At 73.0% G+C, this 16,337-nt stretch carries 17 protein-coding genes and 1 pseudogene; 16 read left to right on the forward strand and 2 right to left on the reverse strand.

From position 1 onward, the window contains the following. Positions 1-67: 67 nt before the first annotated feature. A complete protein-coding gene (locus FHX80_RS18060; protein WP_145765105.1) occupies positions 68-1,621 on the reverse strand; it encodes an FMN-binding glutamate synthase family protein in 1,554 nt (517 codons plus the stop codon). Between the two features lie 324 nt (positions 1,622-1,945). On the opposite strand from FHX80_RS18060, the gene glmS reads away from it, so the two are divergent. The 8 genes from glmS to FHX80_RS18100 all read left to right on the forward strand — a co-directional run bounded on the left by glmS (position 1,946) and on the right by FHX80_RS18100 (position 9,751). After that, positions 1,946-3,793 carry a glutamine--fructose-6-phosphate transaminase (isomerizing) gene (gene glmS / locus FHX80_RS18065; protein ID WP_145765106.1) on the forward strand — a complete coding sequence of 616 codons (1,848 nt, stop codon included), beginning with the start codon at positions 1,946-1,948 and terminating at the stop codon, positions 3,791-3,793. Between the two features lie 17 nt (positions 3,794-3,810). Next, positions 3,811-4,179 (forward strand): holo-ACP synthase, encoded by a 369-nt coding sequence (locus FHX80_RS18070; protein WP_145765107.1) that lies wholly within the window; start codon positions 3,811-3,813, stop codon positions 4,177-4,179. Between the two features lie 106 nt (positions 4,180-4,285). Continuing rightward, positions 4,286-5,761: an NAD(P)H-hydrate dehydratase gene (locus FHX80_RS18075; protein WP_145765108.1), complete on the forward strand. Its 1,476-nt coding sequence runs from the start codon at positions 4,286-4,288 to the stop codon at positions 5,759-5,761. 47 nt (positions 5,762-5,808) lie between these two features. Then, entirely contained in the window at positions 5,809-6,195 is a 387-nt protein-coding gene (locus FHX80_RS18080) for a DUF488 domain-containing protein (RefSeq protein ID WP_145765109.1), read from the forward strand. Between the two features lie 143 nt (positions 6,196-6,338). Continuing rightward, positions 6,339-7,505, forward strand: coding sequence for an alanine racemase (alr, locus tag FHX80_RS18085; RefSeq protein ID WP_145765110.1), 1,167 nt, complete (start codon positions 6,339-6,341; stop codon positions 7,503-7,505). Between the two features lie 120 nt (positions 7,506-7,625). Beyond that, positions 7,626-8,876, forward strand: coding sequence for an alpha/beta fold hydrolase (locus FHX80_RS18090; RefSeq protein ID WP_145765111.1), 1,251 nt, complete (start codon positions 7,626-7,628; stop codon positions 8,874-8,876). Next, on the forward strand, positions 8,845-9,423 hold the full coding sequence (gene tsaE / locus FHX80_RS18095) for a tRNA (adenosine(37)-N6)-threonylcarbamoyltransferase complex ATPase subunit type 1 TsaE (protein WP_145765112.1): 579 nt from the start codon (positions 8,845-8,847) through the stop codon (positions 9,421-9,423). The genes FHX80_RS18090 and tsaE overlap by 32 nt, the downstream gene beginning before the upstream one ends. A 139-nt stretch (positions 9,424-9,562) precedes the next feature. After that, on the forward strand, positions 9,563-9,751 hold the full coding sequence (locus FHX80_RS18100) for a hypothetical protein (protein ID WP_145765113.1): 189 nt from the start codon (positions 9,563-9,565) through the stop codon (positions 9,749-9,751). Positions 9,752-9,910: 159 nt separating this feature from the next. Here FHX80_RS18100 and FHX80_RS18105 read toward each other — a convergent pair whose 3' ends face one another. Beyond that, a complete protein-coding gene (locus FHX80_RS18105) occupies positions 9,911-10,447 on the reverse strand; it encodes a hypothetical protein (RefSeq protein ID WP_145767366.1) in 537 nt (178 codons plus the stop codon). A 171-nt stretch (positions 10,448-10,618) separates the two neighbouring features. On the opposite strand from FHX80_RS18105, the gene tsaB reads away from it, so the two are divergent. The 8 genes and pseudogenes from tsaB (at position 10,619) to FHX80_RS18145 (ending at position 16,319) form a co-directional block, all read left to right on the forward strand. Next, positions 10,619-11,281 carry a tRNA (adenosine(37)-N6)-threonylcarbamoyltransferase complex dimerization subunit type 1 TsaB gene (tsaB, locus tag FHX80_RS18110; protein ID WP_244318318.1) on the forward strand — a complete coding sequence of 221 codons (663 nt, stop codon included), beginning with the start codon at positions 10,619-10,621 and terminating at the stop codon, positions 11,279-11,281. Continuing rightward, positions 11,278-11,781 carry a ribosomal protein S18-alanine N-acetyltransferase gene (gene rimI / locus FHX80_RS18115; protein ID WP_145765114.1) on the forward strand — a complete coding sequence of 168 codons (504 nt, stop codon included), beginning with the start codon at positions 11,278-11,280 and terminating at the stop codon, positions 11,779-11,781. Before tsaB ends, rimI begins: the two co-directional genes overlap by 4 nt. Then, positions 11,781-12,890, forward strand: coding sequence for a tRNA (adenosine(37)-N6)-threonylcarbamoyltransferase complex transferase subunit TsaD (gene tsaD, locus FHX80_RS18120; RefSeq protein WP_145765115.1), 1,110 nt, complete (start codon positions 11,781-11,783; stop codon positions 12,888-12,890). The genes rimI and tsaD overlap by 1 nt, the downstream gene beginning before the upstream one ends. Next, positions 12,887-13,165, forward strand: coding sequence for a hypothetical protein (locus FHX80_RS18125; protein ID WP_145765116.1), 279 nt, complete (start codon positions 12,887-12,889; stop codon positions 13,163-13,165). The genes tsaD and FHX80_RS18125 overlap by 4 nt, the downstream gene beginning before the upstream one ends. Positions 13,166-13,282: 117 nt before the next feature. After that, a pseudogene (locus FHX80_RS18130) lies at positions 13,283-14,582 on the forward strand (RNA polymerase sigma factor). Between the two features lie 64 nt (positions 14,583-14,646). Continuing rightward, on the forward strand, positions 14,647-15,117 hold the full coding sequence (locus FHX80_RS18135) for a VOC family protein (protein ID WP_145765117.1): 471 nt from the start codon (positions 14,647-14,649) through the stop codon (positions 15,115-15,117). A 121-nt stretch (positions 15,118-15,238) separates the two neighbouring features. Then, complete coding sequence (locus FHX80_RS18140) at positions 15,239-15,904, forward strand: hypothetical protein (RefSeq protein WP_145765118.1); 666 nt, start codon at positions 15,239-15,241, stop codon at positions 15,902-15,904. A gap of 49 nt (positions 15,905-15,953) precedes the next feature. Further along, positions 15,954-16,319 carry a hypothetical protein gene (locus FHX80_RS18145; protein WP_145765119.1) on the forward strand — a complete coding sequence of 122 codons (366 nt, stop codon included), beginning with the start codon at positions 15,954-15,956 and terminating at the stop codon, positions 16,317-16,319. Positions 16,320-16,337 lie beyond the last annotated feature (18 nt).

Below are 16,337 nucleotides of genomic sequence, written 5' to 3' on the forward strand. Positions count from 1 at the left end.
ACTTTACTGCTCGGCCGCAGGAACGGCATCGACCCTTCAGGAGCTGTTCAGGTCCACTGCCGGTGTCTCAGACGGCCGGTCCCTGCTCGAAGGCCGCCTTCGACCGGGTGGCGAGCAACGCGGTGATCTCATCGGCGACGTGCGGGCCCAGCTCGCCCCAGCCGTCCTTGTAGCCGTAGACACCGGACAGGGTGCGGGCGTCGTAGTCGCCGTTCAGGATCTCGATGTCGTTGGCCGTGATGAAGGCAGGGTGGGCGACGCCGACGGCCGCCGAGACCTTCATCAGCTCCATCCGCAGGGTGCGCAGGTAGGCGGCGGCGCGGGCGGCCTTCGAGGTCGGGTCGAGGCCGCGGGCCAGCCGCGGGTTCTGGGTGGCGACGCCGGTGGGGCACTTGTCGGTGTGACACTTCTGCGACTGGATACAGCCGATCGACAGCATCGCCTCACGCGCCACGTTGATCATGTCGGCACCGAGAGCGAAGGCGACCACGGCGTTCTCGGGCAGGCCGAGCTTGCCGGAGGCGATGAAGGTCAGGTCGTCGGTCAGCCCCAGCTCGGCGAAGGTGCCGTAGACCCGGGAGAAGCCCATCCGGAACGGCAGCGACACCGAGTCGGCGAAGATCAACGGTGCTGCCCCGGTGCCGCCCTCGCCGCCGTCGACGGTCACGAAGTCGACGCCGCGGTCGCCACGCGCCATCAGCGTGGCCAGCTCCTGCCAGAACGCCATCTCTCCCACGGCGCTCTTGATCCCGACCGGCAGACCGGTCTCGGTGGCGAGCAGTTCGACGAAGTCGAGCATCGAGTCGACATCGCTGAACGCGGTGTGCCGCGACGGGGAGGCGCAGTCCTCGCCGAGCGGGATGCCACGGATCTCGGCGATCTCCGGGGTCACCTTCGCGCCCGGCAGCAACCCGCCCAGCCCTGGCTTGGCGCCCTGGGAGAGCTTGATCTCTATCGCCTTGACCGGGGCGCCGGCGACCACATCCATGAGCTTGTCAAGGTTGAAGCTGCCGTCCTCGTTGCGGCAGCCGAAGTAGGACGTGCCGAGCTGAAGAATCAGGTCGCCGCCGTTGCGGTGGTACGGCGAGAGGCCGCCCTCGCCCGTGTTGTGCATCGTGCCCGCCAGCGCCGCCCCCTTGTTGAGGGCCGTGATCGCCGCACCGGAGAGCGATCCGAAGCTCATCGCCGAGATGTTCACCACGCTCGCCGGCCGGAACGCCTTGGCGCGTCCGCGCGGCCCGCCCAACACCTTGGCCGAGGGCAGCAGGGCCTGCGGGTCGTGCACGTCGGGGAGCAGTTCTCCGGCGAACGTGCGCTGCTTCACGTACGCGTGCCCCTGCACGTGCTCGATGTCGTTGTCGGTTCCGAACCCGAAGTAGTTGTTCTCGCCCTTCGCCGACGCGTAGATCCAGGTGCGCTGGTCACGACTGAACGGGCGCTCCTCGTCGTTGGAGGTCACGATGTACTGCCGCAGCTCCGGCCCGATCGTCTCCAGCAGGTACCGGGCGTGCCCGACCACCGGGAAGTTCCGGAGCAGTGCGTGCTTCTTCTGGACGAGGTCGCGGGCGCCCACCAGCGCCAGTGCTGTCGCGGTGGCGGCAACGATATTCCGGGCACGCATGAACGTTCCTCTCGTCGATGCTCGACTCCGACGCCATGTGGTGGCCGTCGTCGTGTCGTGTCGCTGTTGGGCGGCGGGGCACGACCGAGCGGGCGTCGGCGTCCGCCGGAGAACACCGAAACTGATATTAGAAGCCCGCGCGGGTGGGCCCGTGATCAGGGTCGTCGGGTGGGGGACGGCCCGGCGCAGTCCTCCGGGGCGGCGGCGTGCTCCGGCGCCGAGCCGTGGCGCCGCATTCCCTGACCGACGCCGTCCTCCCCGACACCCCACGCCCCTTCTGCGAATATGCGAAGAACATGGGCAGGTGACCACGAAGGGACCGGTATGTGCGGAATCGTCGGATACGTCGGTAGGCAGTCGGCGCAGGACGTCGTCGTCGCCGGCCTCAAGCGGCTGGAGTACCGGGGGTACGACTCCGCCGGGATCGCCGTCCTCGCCGATGGCGGGCTGGCCGCCGCGAAGAGGGCCGGGAAGCTGGTCAATCTGGAGAAGCTGCTGGTCGAGCGGCCGCTGCCGACCGGGAGCGCCGGCATCGGCCACACCCGCTGGGCGACCCACGGCGGGCCCACCGACGTCAACGCCCACCCGCACCACGACAACGCCGGACGCGTCGCCGTCGTGCACAACGGGATCATCGAGAACTTCGCCGCCCTGCGCGCCGAACTGACCGGGCGCGGCCACGAGCTGGTCTCCGAGACCGACACCGAGGCCGTCGCACACCTCCTCGCCGAGGCGTACGCGGGCAGCGGGGACCCGGCCGAGGCGATGCGGCAGGTCTGCCGGCAGCTCGAAGGGGCGTTCACCCTCGTCGCCGTGTTCGCGGACGAGCCCGACGTGGTGGTCGGAGCCCGGCGGAACTCGCCGCTCGTGGTGGGGGTGGGGCAGGACGAGGCGTTCCTCGCGTCCGACGTCGCCGCGTTCATCGCGCACACCCGGTCCGCGATCGAGCTGGGCCAGGACCAGGTGGTGGAGCTGCGCCGGGAGGGTGTCGTCGTCACCGGGTTCGACGGGCGGGACGCCGAGGTGCAGCCGTACCACGTGGACTGGGACGCGTCCGCCGCGGAGAAGGGCGGCTACCCCTCCTTCATGCTCAAGGAGATCGCCGAGCAGCCGAAGGCCGTCACGGACACCCTCCTCGGCCGGATCGACTCGGAGGGCACGCTCCACCTCGACGAGGTGCGGATCACGCGGACGGAGCTCCGCGAGGTCGACAAGGTGGTGATCGTCGCCTGCGGGACCGCGTTCCACGCCGGGATGATCGCCAAGTACGCCATCGAGCACTGGACCCGGATCCCGTGCGAGACCGAGCTGGCCAGCGAGTTCCGCTACCGGGACCCGATCCTGGACCAGCGCACCCTCGTCATCGCGATCTCGCAGTCCGGCGAGACGATGGACACCCTGATGGCGCTGCGGCACGCCCGGGAGCAGGGGGCGAAGGTCCTCGCCATCTGCAACACGAACGGGTCCACCATTCCGCGCGAGTCCGACGCGGTCCTCTACACGCACGCCGGGCCCGAGGTCGCTGTCGCCTCGACCAAGGCGTTCCTCACCCAGCTCGTCGCCTGCTACCTCGTCGCCCTGTACCTCGGCCAGATCCGCGGGACCAAGTGGGGCGACGAGATCCGCACCGTCATCCGTCAGCTCTCCGCGATCTCCGGCGAGGTCGAGCGGGTCCTGGAGACCATGGAGCCCGTACGCGCACTGGCGCGCTCCCTGGCGGGCCACGACACCGTGCTCTTCCTCGGCCGGCACGTCGGCTACCCGGTCGCCCTGGAAGGCGCGTTGAAGCTCAAGGAACTGGCGTACATGCACGCCGAGGGGTTCGCCGCCGGAGAGCTCAAGCACGGGCCGATCGCCCTCATCGAGGACGGTCTGCCGGTGGTCGTGGTGGTGCCGTCCCCGGCCGGGCGCTCGGTGCTGCACGGCAAGATCGTGTCGAACATCCAGGAGATCCGGGCCCGCGGCGCCCTCACCGTCGTCATCGCCGAGGAGGGCGACGAGGCGGTCGTCCCGTACGCCGACCACCTCATCCGGATTCCCGCAACGCCTACGCTGCTTCAGCCGCTGGTCGCGACCGTGCCCTTGCAGGTCTTCGCCTGCGAACTGGCCACGGCCCGCGGCAACGAAGTGGACCAGCCGCGCAATCTGGCGAAGTCCGTCACCGTGGAGTGAGAGCTGAGGCTACGTACGTGATCATCGGGGTCGGGATCGATGTGGCGGAGATCGAGCGGTTCGACGCGGCGCTGGAGCGCACGCCGCAGATGGCCCAACGTCTTTTCCTGGAGCAGGAGTTGCTGCTGCCCGGCGGCGAGCGGCGCGGTATCGCCTCGCTGGCCGCCCGGTTCGCCGCCAAGGAGGCCCTCGCCAAGGCGCTCGGCGCGCCCGCCGGGCTGCTGTGGACGGACGCCGAGGTGTACGTCGAGGAGACCGGGCAGCCCCGGCTGCGGGTGAGCGGCACGGTCGCCGCGCGCGCCGCCGAACTGGGCGTGCGGCAGTGGCATGTGTCGCTCAGCCATGACGCGGGGATCGCGTCGGCCGTGGTGATCGCGGAGGGGTGATCAGGGGGGTGATCGGGGAGGGGCGATCGCGGAGGGGTGATCGTGGCGCCGGAGCGAGGAGCCCGTCCGAGTGCCGAAGGCGTACACCTCCGCGTACGTTGGAGCCATGCGTACTGCGTACAGCGTCTCGACCGTACGGGCCGCCGAACAGGCCCTCATGGCACGGCTCCCGGAGGGCGCGCTGATGCAGCGCGCTGCCGCCGGGCTCGCCGCCGCCTGCGCCGATCTGCTGCGGCGCGGCGGCCGGGTGTACGGGTCCCGGGTCGTCCTCCTCGTCGGCAGCGGCAACAACGGCGGCGACGCCCTGTACGCGGGCGCCCGGCTCGCCCGGCGCGGGGCCGGGGTGGTGGCCGTACGGGTCACCCCGGGCCGGGCCCACGAGGGCGGCAGCGCGGCGCTGCGCGCGGCGGGCGGGCGGGTGGTGGACGCCGACGCGGGCCGAGCGGCGGACCCGCACCGCGACTGGGGCCGCCGGGTCGACCTCGTCGTCGACGCCATCACCGGCATCGGCGGGCGCGGCGGGCTGCGCCCCGGGGCCGCCGCACTGGTGGAGCGGTACACGGCACACGGGGCGCCCGTCGTCGCCGTCGATCTGCCGAGCGGTGTCGAGGCCGGCACCGGAGAGGTGCTGGGGGACGCGGTCCGCGCGGACGCGACCGTCACCTTCGGGGCGTACAAGCCGGGGCTGCTCGTCGACCCGGCCGCCGAACTCGCGGGGGCGCTGCACCTCGTCGACATCGGGCTCGGCGCCGAACTGCCCGACGTACCCGATCTGGAGGCGCTCCAGTACGCGGACGTGGCCGCGCTGCTGCCCGTCCCGGGCGCCGAGAGCGACAAGTACCGGCGCGGTGTCGTCGGCATCGTCGCCGGGTCGGCGCGCTATCCGGGAGCGGCGGTCCTGGCCGTCTCCGGGGCGCTGCGCGGCGGGGCCGGTGCGGTGCGGTACGTCGGTCCGGGGGCGGACGCGGTCATCGCGCGGCATCCCGAGACCCTGGTCCACGCGGGCCCGCCGTCGAAGGCCGGGCGGGTACAGGCCTGGGTCGTCGGGCCGGGGCTCGGCGACGGCACGGACGCCGTCGAAGCGGTCCGGGACGTGCTGGCCGCGGACGTCCCGGTGCTGGTCGACGCGGACGGGCTGCGGCTGCTGGACGCCGCCGTCGTGCGGGCGCGCACCACCCCCACCGTCCTCACCCCGCACGCCGGGGAGGCCGCCGCGCTGCTCGGCGTCCCCCGTGAGGAGGTCGAGGCGGGGCGGCTCGCCGCCGTACGCGAACTCGCCTCCCGGTTCCGTGCGACGGTCCTGCTCAAGGGGTCGACGACCCTGATCGCCACCGATGACCCGCACACCCCCGTGCGGGTCAATCCGACCGGCACCTCCTGGCTGGCCACCGCGGGCAGCGGCGACGTCCTGTCCGGGCTGACCGGCTCCCTGCTCGCCGCCGGCCTCGCCCCCCGCGACGCCGCGTCCGTCGGCGCCCACCTCCACGGCCTCGCGGCCCGGCACGCCTCGGACGGCTCCCCGGTCGCCGCGCAGGACGTCGCGGACGCGATCCGGGCGGCCTGGCGGGACGTACGGGTCTGAGTGATGCTGAGGGAACGGGGGCGGCGGCAGTGAGGGAGTGATCGGTCGTGGGCAGCAGCAGTGACGTGCGGGTACGCCGGGTGTACGACCCGCAGGAGGACGGCGACGGCACCCGCGTCCTGATCGACCGGCTCTGGCCGCGCGGGGTCGCCAAGGACCGCGCCGCGATCGACAAGTGGCTCAAGGACCTCACCCCGTCGAGCGAGCTGCGCTCCTGGTACCACGAGGACCGCTCCGGCACCCGCTACGACGACTTCGTCGACCGCTACCGCGCCGAGCTGGCCGACCCCGTGCACACCGCGGCCGTCGGCGAACTCGTCGCACTGGTCCGCGACGGCGGCCCGGTGACGCTGGTCACGGCCGTCAAGGACGTCCCGCACAGCCACGTACCGGTCCTCGTCGACCACCTGGAACACGAGCTGCGCCACGGCTGACGTGATCGCCGCCGCTCCCGTCGCGCCGGCCCGCCGACGCGCCTGTCGCCGCTCCCGCCGACGCGCCCGCGCGCCGGAGCGGTGCGCCCTGCCGCGACCGGTGCCCGGGGGCCGTGCCATGCGGCTCTGAGACACTGGGCGCGATGAACGAGACAGCGTCCTTGAGAGCCCGTGCCGAGATCGACCTCGCCGCACTCCGCGCCAACGTGCGCGTTCTGCGCGCCCGGGCGTCCGGCGCGCAGCTCATGGCCGTCGTCAAATCCGACGCGTACGGACACGGTGCGGTGCCCTGTGCCCGCGCCGCGCTCGAAGCCGGTGCGACCTGGCTGGGCACCGCCACCCCGCAGGAGGCCCTGGCGCTGCGCGCGGCGGGGCTCGGCGGCCGGGTGATGTGCTGGCTGTGGACGCCCGGCGGGCCCTGGCGCGAGGCGATCGAGGCCGACGTCGATGTGTCGGTGAGCGGCATGTGGGCGCTGCGCGAGGTCACCGCGGCGGCCGCGGAGGCGGGCCGCCCCGCCCGTGTCCAGCTCAAGGCCGACACCGGCCTCGGACGCAGCGGCTGCCAGCCCGCCGACTGGCCCGAACTCGTAGCCGCCGCCCGCACCGCCGAGGAGGCGGGCACCCTCCGGATCACCGGCCTCTGGTCCCACTTCGCCTGTGCGGACGAGCCCGGACACCCCTCCATCGCCGCCCAGCTGGACGTGTTCCGCGACATGCTGGCGTACGCCGCGAAGGCCGGTGCCGAGCCCGAGGTGCGGCACATCGCCAACTCCCCGGCGACGCTGACGATCCCCGAGTCGCACTTCGATCTGGTGCGGACCGGGATCGCCATGTACGGCATCTCGCCCAGCCCCGAGCTCGGCACCCCGGCCGACTTCGGGCTGCGGCCGGTGATGACGCTCGCCGCGTCGGTCGCCCTGGTCAAGCAGGTGCCGGCCGGTCACGGCGTCAGCTACGGGCACCACTACACGACGTCCCGGGAGACCACGCTCGGCCTGGTGCCGGTGGGGTACGCGGACGGCATCCCGCGCCACGCCTCGGGCCGCGGTCCGGTCCTGGTCGGCGGCGTCCGGCGGACGATCGCGGGCCGGGTGGCCATGGACCAGTTCGTCGTCGACCTCGACGGGGACGTGGTCGAGGAGGGCAGCGACGCCGTGCTGTTCGGCCCGGGGGACCGGGGCGAGCCGAGCGCCGAGGACTGGGCACAGGCGGCGGACACGATCGCGTACGAGATCGTCACCCGGATCGGCGGCCGGGTGCCGCGCGTCTACCGGGACGGGACGGCGGACGGCAAGTCGGCCGGGTCCTGACCGCGGAAGCGCTCCTGACCAGGCACGATCTGAGCATGATCCGAGGACCGGACCGGCCGGATCCGATCCGGCCGGACCAGCTCCGACCTGAAGGACACGACCCACGAGGAGCGCGGCACGGTGAGCGAGATCAGCGCGGGGGACGCGATGGCGACGGCCGTCACGACGGTCGGCTGGCGCCGGGCGGGGGTCGCCGGGGCCGCCATAGGCGTGATCGCCGCGGGCGCGGCGGCCGGTGTCGCGGTCGAGCGGCTGACGGTCGGCCGCGGTATGCGGAAGCGGGCCAGGCTGGCGCTGGACGCCACCGGTCCTTACGGCTCGTTGCGCGGGCTGCCGGGCCGGGCGGCGGCCGACGACGGCACCGAGCTGTACTACGAGACCGACGAGATCGAACCCGGCGGTGACCCGGGCACGGGCGGTGCACCCCCCGGCAGCGCGGCCGGACCGCGCCGGCGCCGGCTCTTCGGGCGCAAGGCCCCCGCCCCCGTCACGGTCGTCTTCAGCCACGGCTACTGCCTCGGCCAGGACTCCTGGCACTTCCAGCGCGCGGCCCTGCGCGGGCTCGTGCGCACGGTCCACTGGGACCAGCGCAGCCACGGCCGCTCGGAGCGCGGCCGGGCGCAGGCGCAGGGCGTCCACGTCGGCATCGACCAGCTCGGCCGCGACCTCAAGGCCGTGATCGACGCGGCCGCGCCCGAGGGTCCGCTGGTGCTGGTCGGGCACTCCATGGGCGGCATGACGATCATGGCGCTCGCCGACCAGTACCCGGACCTGATCCGCGACCGGGTCGCCGCCGTCGCCTTCATCGGTACGTCGAGCGGGAACCTCGGCGAGGTCAGCTTCGGGCTGCCCGTGGCGGGCGTGAACGCGGTACGGCGGGTGCTGCCCGGGGTGCTGAAGGCGCTCGGCTCGCAGGCGGAGCTGGTGGAGCGGGGGAGGCGGGCGACCGCGGACCTGTTCGCCGGCCTGATCAAGCGGTACTCCTTCGGGTCGCGCGACGTCGACCCCGCGGTCGAGCGGTTCGCCGAGCGGCTCATCGAGTCCACGCCGATCGACGTGGTCGCGGAGTTCTACCCGGCCTTCACCGACCACGACAAGAGCGCCGCGCTGCCCCTGTTCCGCGACGTCCCGGTGCTGATCCTGGCGGGCGACAAGGACCTGGTGACGCCCAGCTCGCACAGCGAGGCGATCGCGGACCAGTTGCCCGACGCGGAACTGGTCATCGTCCCGGACGCCGGGCACCTGGTGATGCTGGAACACCCGGAGACGGTGACGGACCGGCTGGCCGACCTGTTGGTGAGGGCGGGAGCCGTACCGGAATCCTCTAACGTTGGCGGGCATGGAAGCACCGCACAACAGCCCGGCGGCTGAGGTCGCCGAAGGCGCCGAGCCGGTCACCGTCAGCGTGAACCTGGCCGTCGAGTCCCCCGAACAGATGCAGGCCCTGGGCCGCCGGATCGCCGGTGTGCTGCGCCCCGGCGACCTCGTGATGCTCTCCGGCGAGCTCGGTGCCGGGAAGACGACCCTGACCCGTGGCCTCGGCGAGGGCCTGGGGGTGCGCGGCGCCGTGACGTCCCCCACGTTCGTGATCGCCCGCGTCCACCCGGCCCTCGGCGACGGCCCGGCGCTGGTCCACGTCGACGCGTACCGCCTGGGCGGCGGGCTCGACGAGATGGAGGATCTGGACCTCGACGTGTCGCTGCCCGAGTCGGTGGTGGTCGTCGAGTGGGGCGACGGCAAGGTCGAGGAGCTGGCGGACGACCGGTTGCGGGTGCTCATCGACCGCGCGGTCGGCGACACGGACGATGAGCGGCGCGCGGTGACGCTGGTGGGGGTGGGCGCGCGCTGGGCCGGACTGCGGCTCGCACCGTGGGCGCCATGGGTGGTGGATGGGGCCGACGGGCCCGGTGGCACCTGAGGGACTGTCGGCGACGACCACGTTCCGACACGGTGTCGGTAAATTGTTGCGCGGGGCGGGGCGGGCGTGGTGACATGGAGGGCGAGAGCAGGTTAGGTCCGCCTAACCGTGCCTTCCACCGGAGCCCCAGGAGGCGTCCATGCCGACATCCGAGCGTGAAGTGCGGCCGCCGCGGGCGGTAACGATGAGCGAGCTGCTGGCGGCGGGGGCGGCGGCGAACGCGGTGTCCACACCGCCGGAGGCCGAGCGCCCGGCGGTGGGCTGCGTCCCCCCGAGACCGTCCGGCACCCCGACCACCTCCGGCACATCGAGCCGGTCCGGCGCCTGAGGACGGAAGCCGGGCGATCGGTGCCGGCCGGGCGCGAGGACGCCGTCAGCCGCCGGCGGGGCGCGAGGATGCAGTCAGCCGTGGGCAGGGCGCGTGGATGCCGTCAGCCGTCGGCCGGGCTCGGGGCTGTCGTCGGTCGTCGGCCGGGTTCGATCCGGGCTACGGGACCACGACGACCTTCGCGCCCACCGTGGCGAACGTCCACACCGCGTTGCCGTCCGCACGGGACATCCGTACGCCGCCCGCCTTCAGCGTCGGGTCCGGGCTCTCCATCGAGCCGTCCTGCGCGGCGCTGAAGCCGATGGGCACGTCGTCGGTCGTCGCGAACCTCACCACGTGCTCGATCGGCACCCCGTCGGAGCCGGTGACGACGCCGGAGCGCGAAGTGACGCTGTAGGTCCCCGGCCTCGCGCTCACCGCGCTCGGCATGACCTCGAAGGTCCGCGCCGCCTGGCCCTTCGCGTCGACCAGCCACACCCGCCGGTCACTCAGCGCGTACACCACCCGCGCGCCCGTGCCTGACGCGGCCGGAACCGCGAGCGGGTCCTTCCTGGGCTTCGGCTTGGCGTGTTCCGCCGCGGCCGGCGTGCTGCTGGACGCCTTCGGCTTGTGGGTGAGCGTGGCGGGGGCGTTCGCCGATGCCTGGTAGGCGAGGAAGCTGACCACCGCGACGGACGCCGCGGTGAGCGCGGCCACGATTCCCGAGCTGCCCCTTGCCACCGTGCGCGCCTCTTTCGCCATGGGTTGTCGTACAAGCGTTTACACGTACTCCGCGTATACCCGGTGACGGTAGCAGTCGTGCCGCCTCGGTCCCGGGACGCCGGACGGGGCGCGGTTCTCCCCGCGGCGGAGCCGTAGGCTGTTTGCGTGCTCTTGCTCGCTGTGGATACCGCCACCCCTGCCGTCACCGTCGCCCTGCACGACGGGACCCGTGTCGTCGCCGAGTCCGGTCAGGTCGACGCCCGGAGGCACGGGGAACTGCTCCTGCCCGCCGTCGACCGGGTCCTCGCCGAGGCCGGGGTGAAACTCGACGCCGTGACGGCCGTGGTCGTGGGCGTCGGCCCCGGCCCGTACACCGGACTGCGGGTCGGCCTGGTGACGGCCGCGACGTTCGGTTCGGCGCTGTCCGTGCCCGTGCACGGACTGTGCACCCTGGACGCCCTCGCGTACGCCGCCGGGCAGGCCGGGCTGGAGGGGCCGTTCGCCGTCGCGACGGACGCCCGCCGCAAGGAGGTCTACTGGGCGCGCTACGAGGACCCCCGCACCCGGACCGGTGAACCCGCCGTCGACCGGCCCGCCGACATCGCCGGGCAGCTCGCCGGGCTCCCCGTGGTCGGCGCGGGCGCGGTGCTCTACCCCGAGGCGTTCCCGGACGCGCGCGGCCCCGAGCACGTCGCGGCCGGTGCCCTGGCCGCCCTCGCCGCCGAACGCCTCGCAGCGGGCGCCGACATGCTGCCCCCGCAGCCGCTCTACCTCCGCAGGCCCGACGCGCAGGTCCCGAAGAACTACAAGGTGGTCACACCGAAGTGACCACCGCGACCGCAGTACTGCGCGAGATGCGCTGGTGGGACATCGACCCGGTACTCGACCTCGAACACGAGCTGTTCCCGGACGACGCCTGGTCACCCGGCATGTTCTGGTCCGAGCTGGCGTACGCCCGGGGCCCGCAGGCCACCCGCCGCTATGTGGTCGCGGAGGACCCGGTCACCGGCCGGATCGTCGGGTACGCGGGACTGGCCGCGGCCGGTGACCTCGCCGACGTACAGACGATCGCCGTCTCCCGCGACCACTGGGGCGGCGGCCTCGGCTCCGAACTGCTGACCGACCTGCTGAAGCACGCCACGGCCTTCGAGTGCGCCGAGGTGCTGCTGGAGGTCCGGGTCGACAACACCCGGGCGCAGAAGCTGTACGAACGCTTCGGCTTCGAACCGATCGGCTTCCGCCGCGGCTACTACCAGCCGGGCAACATCGACGCGCTCGTCATGCGCCTCCACGTACACGAACACGTACCAGAAACTGAGACTGACTGATGGCTGACGAACCGCTCGTACTCGGCATCGAGACCTCCTGCGACGAGACCGGCGTCGGCATCGTCCGCGGGACGACGCTGCTCGCCGACGCCGTCGCGTCCAGCGTCGACACGCACGCCCGCTTCGGCGGCGTCGTCCCGGAGATCGCCTCCCGCGCGCATCTGGAGGCGATGGTCCCCACCATCGAGCGCGCCCTGAAGGAGGCCGGGGTCACCGGCCGTGACCTCGACGGCATCTCCGTCACCGCTGGTCCGGGTCTCGCGGGCGCCCTGCTCGTCGGCGTCTCGGCCGCGAAGGCGTACGCGTACGCGCTGAACAAGCCGCTCTACGGGGTGAACCACCTCGCCTCGCACATCTGCGTCGACCAGCTCGAGCACGGCCCGCTGCCCGAGCCGACGATGGCGCTGCTGGTCAGCGGCGGGCACTCCTCGCTGCTGCTGGCCCCCGACATCACCAACGACGTACGGCCGCTGGGCGCGACCATCGACGACGCGGCGGGCGAGGCCTTCGACAAGATCGCCCGGGTGCTGCACCTCGGCTTCCCCGGCGGCCCGGTCATCGACCGCCTCGCGAAGGAGGGCGACCCGAAGGCCATCGCCTTCCCGCGCGGTCTGAGCGGCTCGCGCGACCCCGCGTACGACTTCTCCTTCTCCGGTCTGAAGACCTCCGTCGCCCGCTGGATCGAGGCGAAGCGCGCCGCGGGCGAGGAGGTGCCGGTACGGGACGTGGCGGCGTCCTTCCAGGAGGCCGTGGTGGACGTGCTCACCCGCAAGGCCGTCCGCGCCTGCAAGGACGAGGGCGTCGACCACCTGATGATCGGCGGCGGGGTCGCGGCCAACTCGCGGCTGCGGGCACTCGCCGAGGAGCGCTGCGAGCGCGCCGGGATCCGGCTGCGGGTGCCGCGGCCGGGGCTGTGCACCGACAACGGGGCGATGGTCGCGGCGCTGGGCGCGGAGATGGTCGCGCGCAACCGGCCGGCCTCCGACCTGGAGCTGTCGGCCGACTCCTCGCTGCCGGTGACCGAGACGCACGTACCGGGCAGCGCCCATGCCCATGCCCACACGCACGATCATGTGCACGAGATCAGCAAGGACAACCTCTACTCGTGAGCGCCGCGACCGTCGCGATGATGTGGGAGGCCCGCGCCACCGAGGGCCGGGGCGCGGAGCTGCTGGAGTGGGCGCGCGCCCGCGCCGGCGAGCTGGCCCGGCCACCGCTGCGCAGCGAGCTGCTGCGCGCCCCGCAGGACCGGGTCCTGGTCATCACCTGGTGGGAGGGCGCGTACGGCGACGAGCTGCCGGAGCTGCCCGAGCCGGACGCGGGGATCGTCACCCGGCCGGTGCACCGCTGGCGCTTCGAGTCCCTCGGGTCAGCAGGCCGGTGATGATCGCGTCGAGTTCGTCCACCACGTCGTAGTCGAAGGCGTACGCCCGCCGGTCGTCCTTGATCGCGGTGAGCCGGGGCAGCTCCGCCGCGTCCTCCTCGGAGACGATGGGTGGCCGTGACGGCAGCGAGCGCGGTTGAGACGGTGTTCAGGATCGAGTCCGCGCGGATCATCGCCGGTGTCGCCCGGATCGTGCGGGACGTGGGCATCGCCGAGGAGCTCGCGCAGGACGCCCTGGTCGCCGCGCTGGAGCAGTGGCCGGAGTCGGGTGTCCCGGACAACCCGGGAGCCTGGCTCATGGCCACCGCCAAGCACCGCGCCATCGACCTCGTGCGCCGCCGCGACACGTACGCCCGCAAGCTGGCCGAGATGGGCCGCGACCTCGACGAGGCGGGCCACACCCCGGAACCCGGCCCGGCCGATCCGGACGACATCGACGACGACCTGCTCCGGCTGATCTTCACCTCCTGCCATCCGGTGCTCTCCACCGAGGCCCGGATCGCCCTCACCCTCCGGCTGCTCGGCGGCCTCACCACCGAGGAGATCGCCCGCGCCTTCCTCACCTCCGAGCCGACCGTCGCCGAGGGGGTACCTCCCATGCGTTGAGCCATGGGGGAGCATCGTCCGGGCCAAGCGGACGCTCGGCCGGGCCGCCGTCCCCTTCGAGGTGCCGTACGGCCCCGAGCGGGCGGCCCGGCTCGGATCGGTGCTCGAAGTCATCTACCTCGTCTTCAACGAGGGCTACGCCGCGACCGCCGGAGACGACTGGCTGCGCCCGGCGCTCTGCGAGGACGCCCTGCGGCTGGCCCGGGTGCTGGCCGGCCTGATGCCGCGGGAGCCCGAGGTGCACGCGCTGGCCGCGCTGCTGGAGCTCCAGGCCTCGCGCACCGCCGCCAGGACCGGGCCGGACGGCGCGCCGGTGCTGCTCGCGGACCAGAACCGGGCCCGCTGGGACGGGCTGCTGATCCGCCGTGGCTTCGCGGCCCTGCTCCGGGCGAACGACGTCGCGGGCGCGGCGGGGCAGGCCCTGGGCCCGTACGCCCTCCAGGCCGTCATCGCCGCCTGCCATGCCCGGGCCGCCCGCTGCGAGGACACCGACTGGGCCGCCATCGCCGCGCTCTACGACCGCCTGGCCGCCCTGACCCCGTCCCCGGTCGTCGAACTCAATCGCGCCGTCGCCGTCTCCATGGCCCAGGGCCCGGCGGCCGGTCTGGTACTGGTCGACGCGCTGGCCGGGGACCCCGCCCTCAAGGGCTACCACTTGCTGCCGAGCGTCCGAGGGGATCTGCTGGTCGGGATGGGCCGTACGGACGAGGCGCGCGCCGAGTTCGTACGGGCGGCGGAGCTGACCCGCAACGAACGGGAACGGTCGATGCTTCTGGACCGGGCGATGCTTCTGGACCGGGCCGGCCGATGAATTCCGGGCCCGCGGCCGGTCCACCCCGTACGACCATCCGCACCACCGCGTGAGGAGAAAGACCATGCAGAAGGTCACTACGTTCCTGTGGTTCGACCACAACCAGGCCGAGGAGGCCGCGGACCACTACATCTCGGTCATCGGCGGCGACTCCCGCGTCGTGGACGTGACCCGCTGGACCGCGCCGTCACCGGGCGAGGCGGGCGCCGTGATGACCGTACGGTTCCGGCTGGCGGGCACCGAGTACGTCGCGTTCAACGGCGGCCCCGAGTTCCCCTTCAGCGAGGCGGTCTCCCTCTCCGTCGACTGCGCGTCGCAGGAGGAGGCGGACGAGCTGTGGGACAAGCTCACCGCGGACGGCGGACAGGAGAGCCAGTGCGGCTGGCTCAAGGACAGGTTCGGCGTCTCCTGGCAGATCGTCCCGCCCGGCCTGGGCGAGGCACTGACCGATCCGGACCCGGACAAGGCGGCCCGCGCCATGAAGGCGATGCTCGGCATGAAGCGGCTCGACATCGAGGCCCTGCGCAACGCGTGAGAGGTTCCCCGCGCAACGAGCGAGAGGCGGTCGGAGTTCATCACCCGAGAGCCTCTGGGCCCGGTCTTCGCGCACGTGGCGGGGGCCCGTGCGGCGTACCGCGCTCGGTAGGGTCTCGCGCATGCCCGCTCGCGCAACACTGCCCCCGCCCCCGCCGCCCGTCGAGGTACGCAGCTGGCCGGACCGGGGCGCCTTGCGCGCCGACCGGGCCCTGGTTCTCGGTGAGTTGGTGACGATGCATCTGGGGCCGGGGCGGCTCGGGCTGCTGTGGCTCCGGGGCGCGCTCGGCGCCCTCGGCTGGTCACTGATCGGCACGGCGCTCATCACCTTCGAGGAGTCGTACGACGTCGCCGGCGCCATCGTCGGCGTGGCCCTCCTCGCCGTGGGCGCGTGCGGCCTGGTGCCGGCGGTCGTCCTCGTCGTCGTCGGGCTGCGCCGCGACCGCGAGATCCGCCGACTGCTGGCGCAGTGGGGCGAGTTGGACCGCGACCCGGCGGCCGACCGTGCGCTCCGGCTGCCCGGGACGAGCCTGGTCTGGCTGCTGGGCTCGTTCCTGCTGTGTGCGGTCGGGCTGTACACCTGTGTCGCCGTTCCGGCCGGCGCGGTCCGGGGTGATGACACATACGGCCTGGTGGCCCTCGGTATGGGCCTCGGGTTCATCGGCTGGCTCATCGGGCTGACCGGTGTCACCAAGGCTCTCCTGCACCGGCGTTGGGTGCTCCGGGTGCTCATCGGGGCGCCCGCGCCCGCGCCGCTGATCTCCTTCGGCGAAGGGTCGCACCGCTGACTCCGGCCCTATCCTTGGCACGTACAGGAAGCACTCAGGGGGGCGTCTCATGCAGTGGTACTGGTGGCTGCTCATCATTTTCTGGACGGGCGGATTCGGCTGGGTCGTCGACAACGTCCGTACGGCGCTGCGCAATCGGCACACACGCAGGCTGGAACTGCTGGAGGCCGGCAAGCAGGAACGGCTGGCCGTCGAGGCGGCGCACAGGCCGCCGGAGCCGGTCTGCGGCTGCACGCACCACCTCGCCAAGCACGACAGGCAGGGCAAGTGCCATGAGCTGGTCGAGGTGCCGACCGCCTGGGACGAGCAGAAGAAGCCGGTGCGCTTCGAGTCGGGGCAGTGCAACTGCCAGCAGTACGTGGGCCCGCAACCGCTCTCGCAGGTGTACGCCGACGAACTGACCGATCTCGCGTAGGGCCCGGACGGCCCCGGT

It is taken from the genome of Streptomyces brevispora (assembly GCF_007829885.1).
In the GTDB taxonomy this organism is placed as follows: domain Bacteria; phylum Actinomycetota; class Actinomycetes; order Streptomycetales; family Streptomycetaceae; genus Streptomyces; species Streptomyces brevispora.

Bases quoted from the DNA above. Each gene is read 5' to 3' on its own strand.
- FHX80_RS18060 (WP_145765105.1), bottom strand. From the start codon at position 1,621: ATGCGTGCCCGGAATATCGTTGCCGCCACCGCGACAGCACTGGCGCTG.
- glmS (WP_145765106.1), top strand. From the start codon at position 1,946: ATGTGCGGAATCGTCGGATACGTCGGTAGGCAGTCGGCGCAGGACGTC.
- FHX80_RS18075 (WP_145765108.1), top strand. From the start codon at position 4,286: ATGCGTACTGCGTACAGCGTCTCGACCGTACGGGCCGCCGAACAGGCC.
- alr (WP_145765110.1), top strand. From the start codon at position 6,339: ATGAACGAGACAGCGTCCTTGAGAGCCCGTGCCGAGATCGACCTCGCC.
- tsaE (WP_145765112.1), top strand. From the start codon at position 8,845: ATGGAAGCACCGCACAACAGCCCGGCGGCTGAGGTCGCCGAAGGCGCC.
- FHX80_RS18100 (WP_145765113.1), top strand. From the start codon at position 9,563: ATGCCGACATCCGAGCGTGAAGTGCGGCCGCCGCGGGCGGTAACGATG.
- tsaD (WP_145765115.1), top strand. From the start codon at position 11,781: ATGGCTGACGAACCGCTCGTACTCGGCATCGAGACCTCCTGCGACGAG.
- FHX80_RS18135 (WP_145765117.1), top strand. From the start codon at position 14,647: ATGCAGAAGGTCACTACGTTCCTGTGGTTCGACCACAACCAGGCCGAG.
- FHX80_RS18140 (WP_145765118.1), top strand. From the start codon at position 15,239: ATGCCCGCTCGCGCAACACTGCCCCCGCCCCCGCCGCCCGTCGAGGTA.
- FHX80_RS18145 (WP_145765119.1), top strand. From the start codon at position 15,954: ATGCAGTGGTACTGGTGGCTGCTCATCATTTTCTGGACGGGCGGATTC.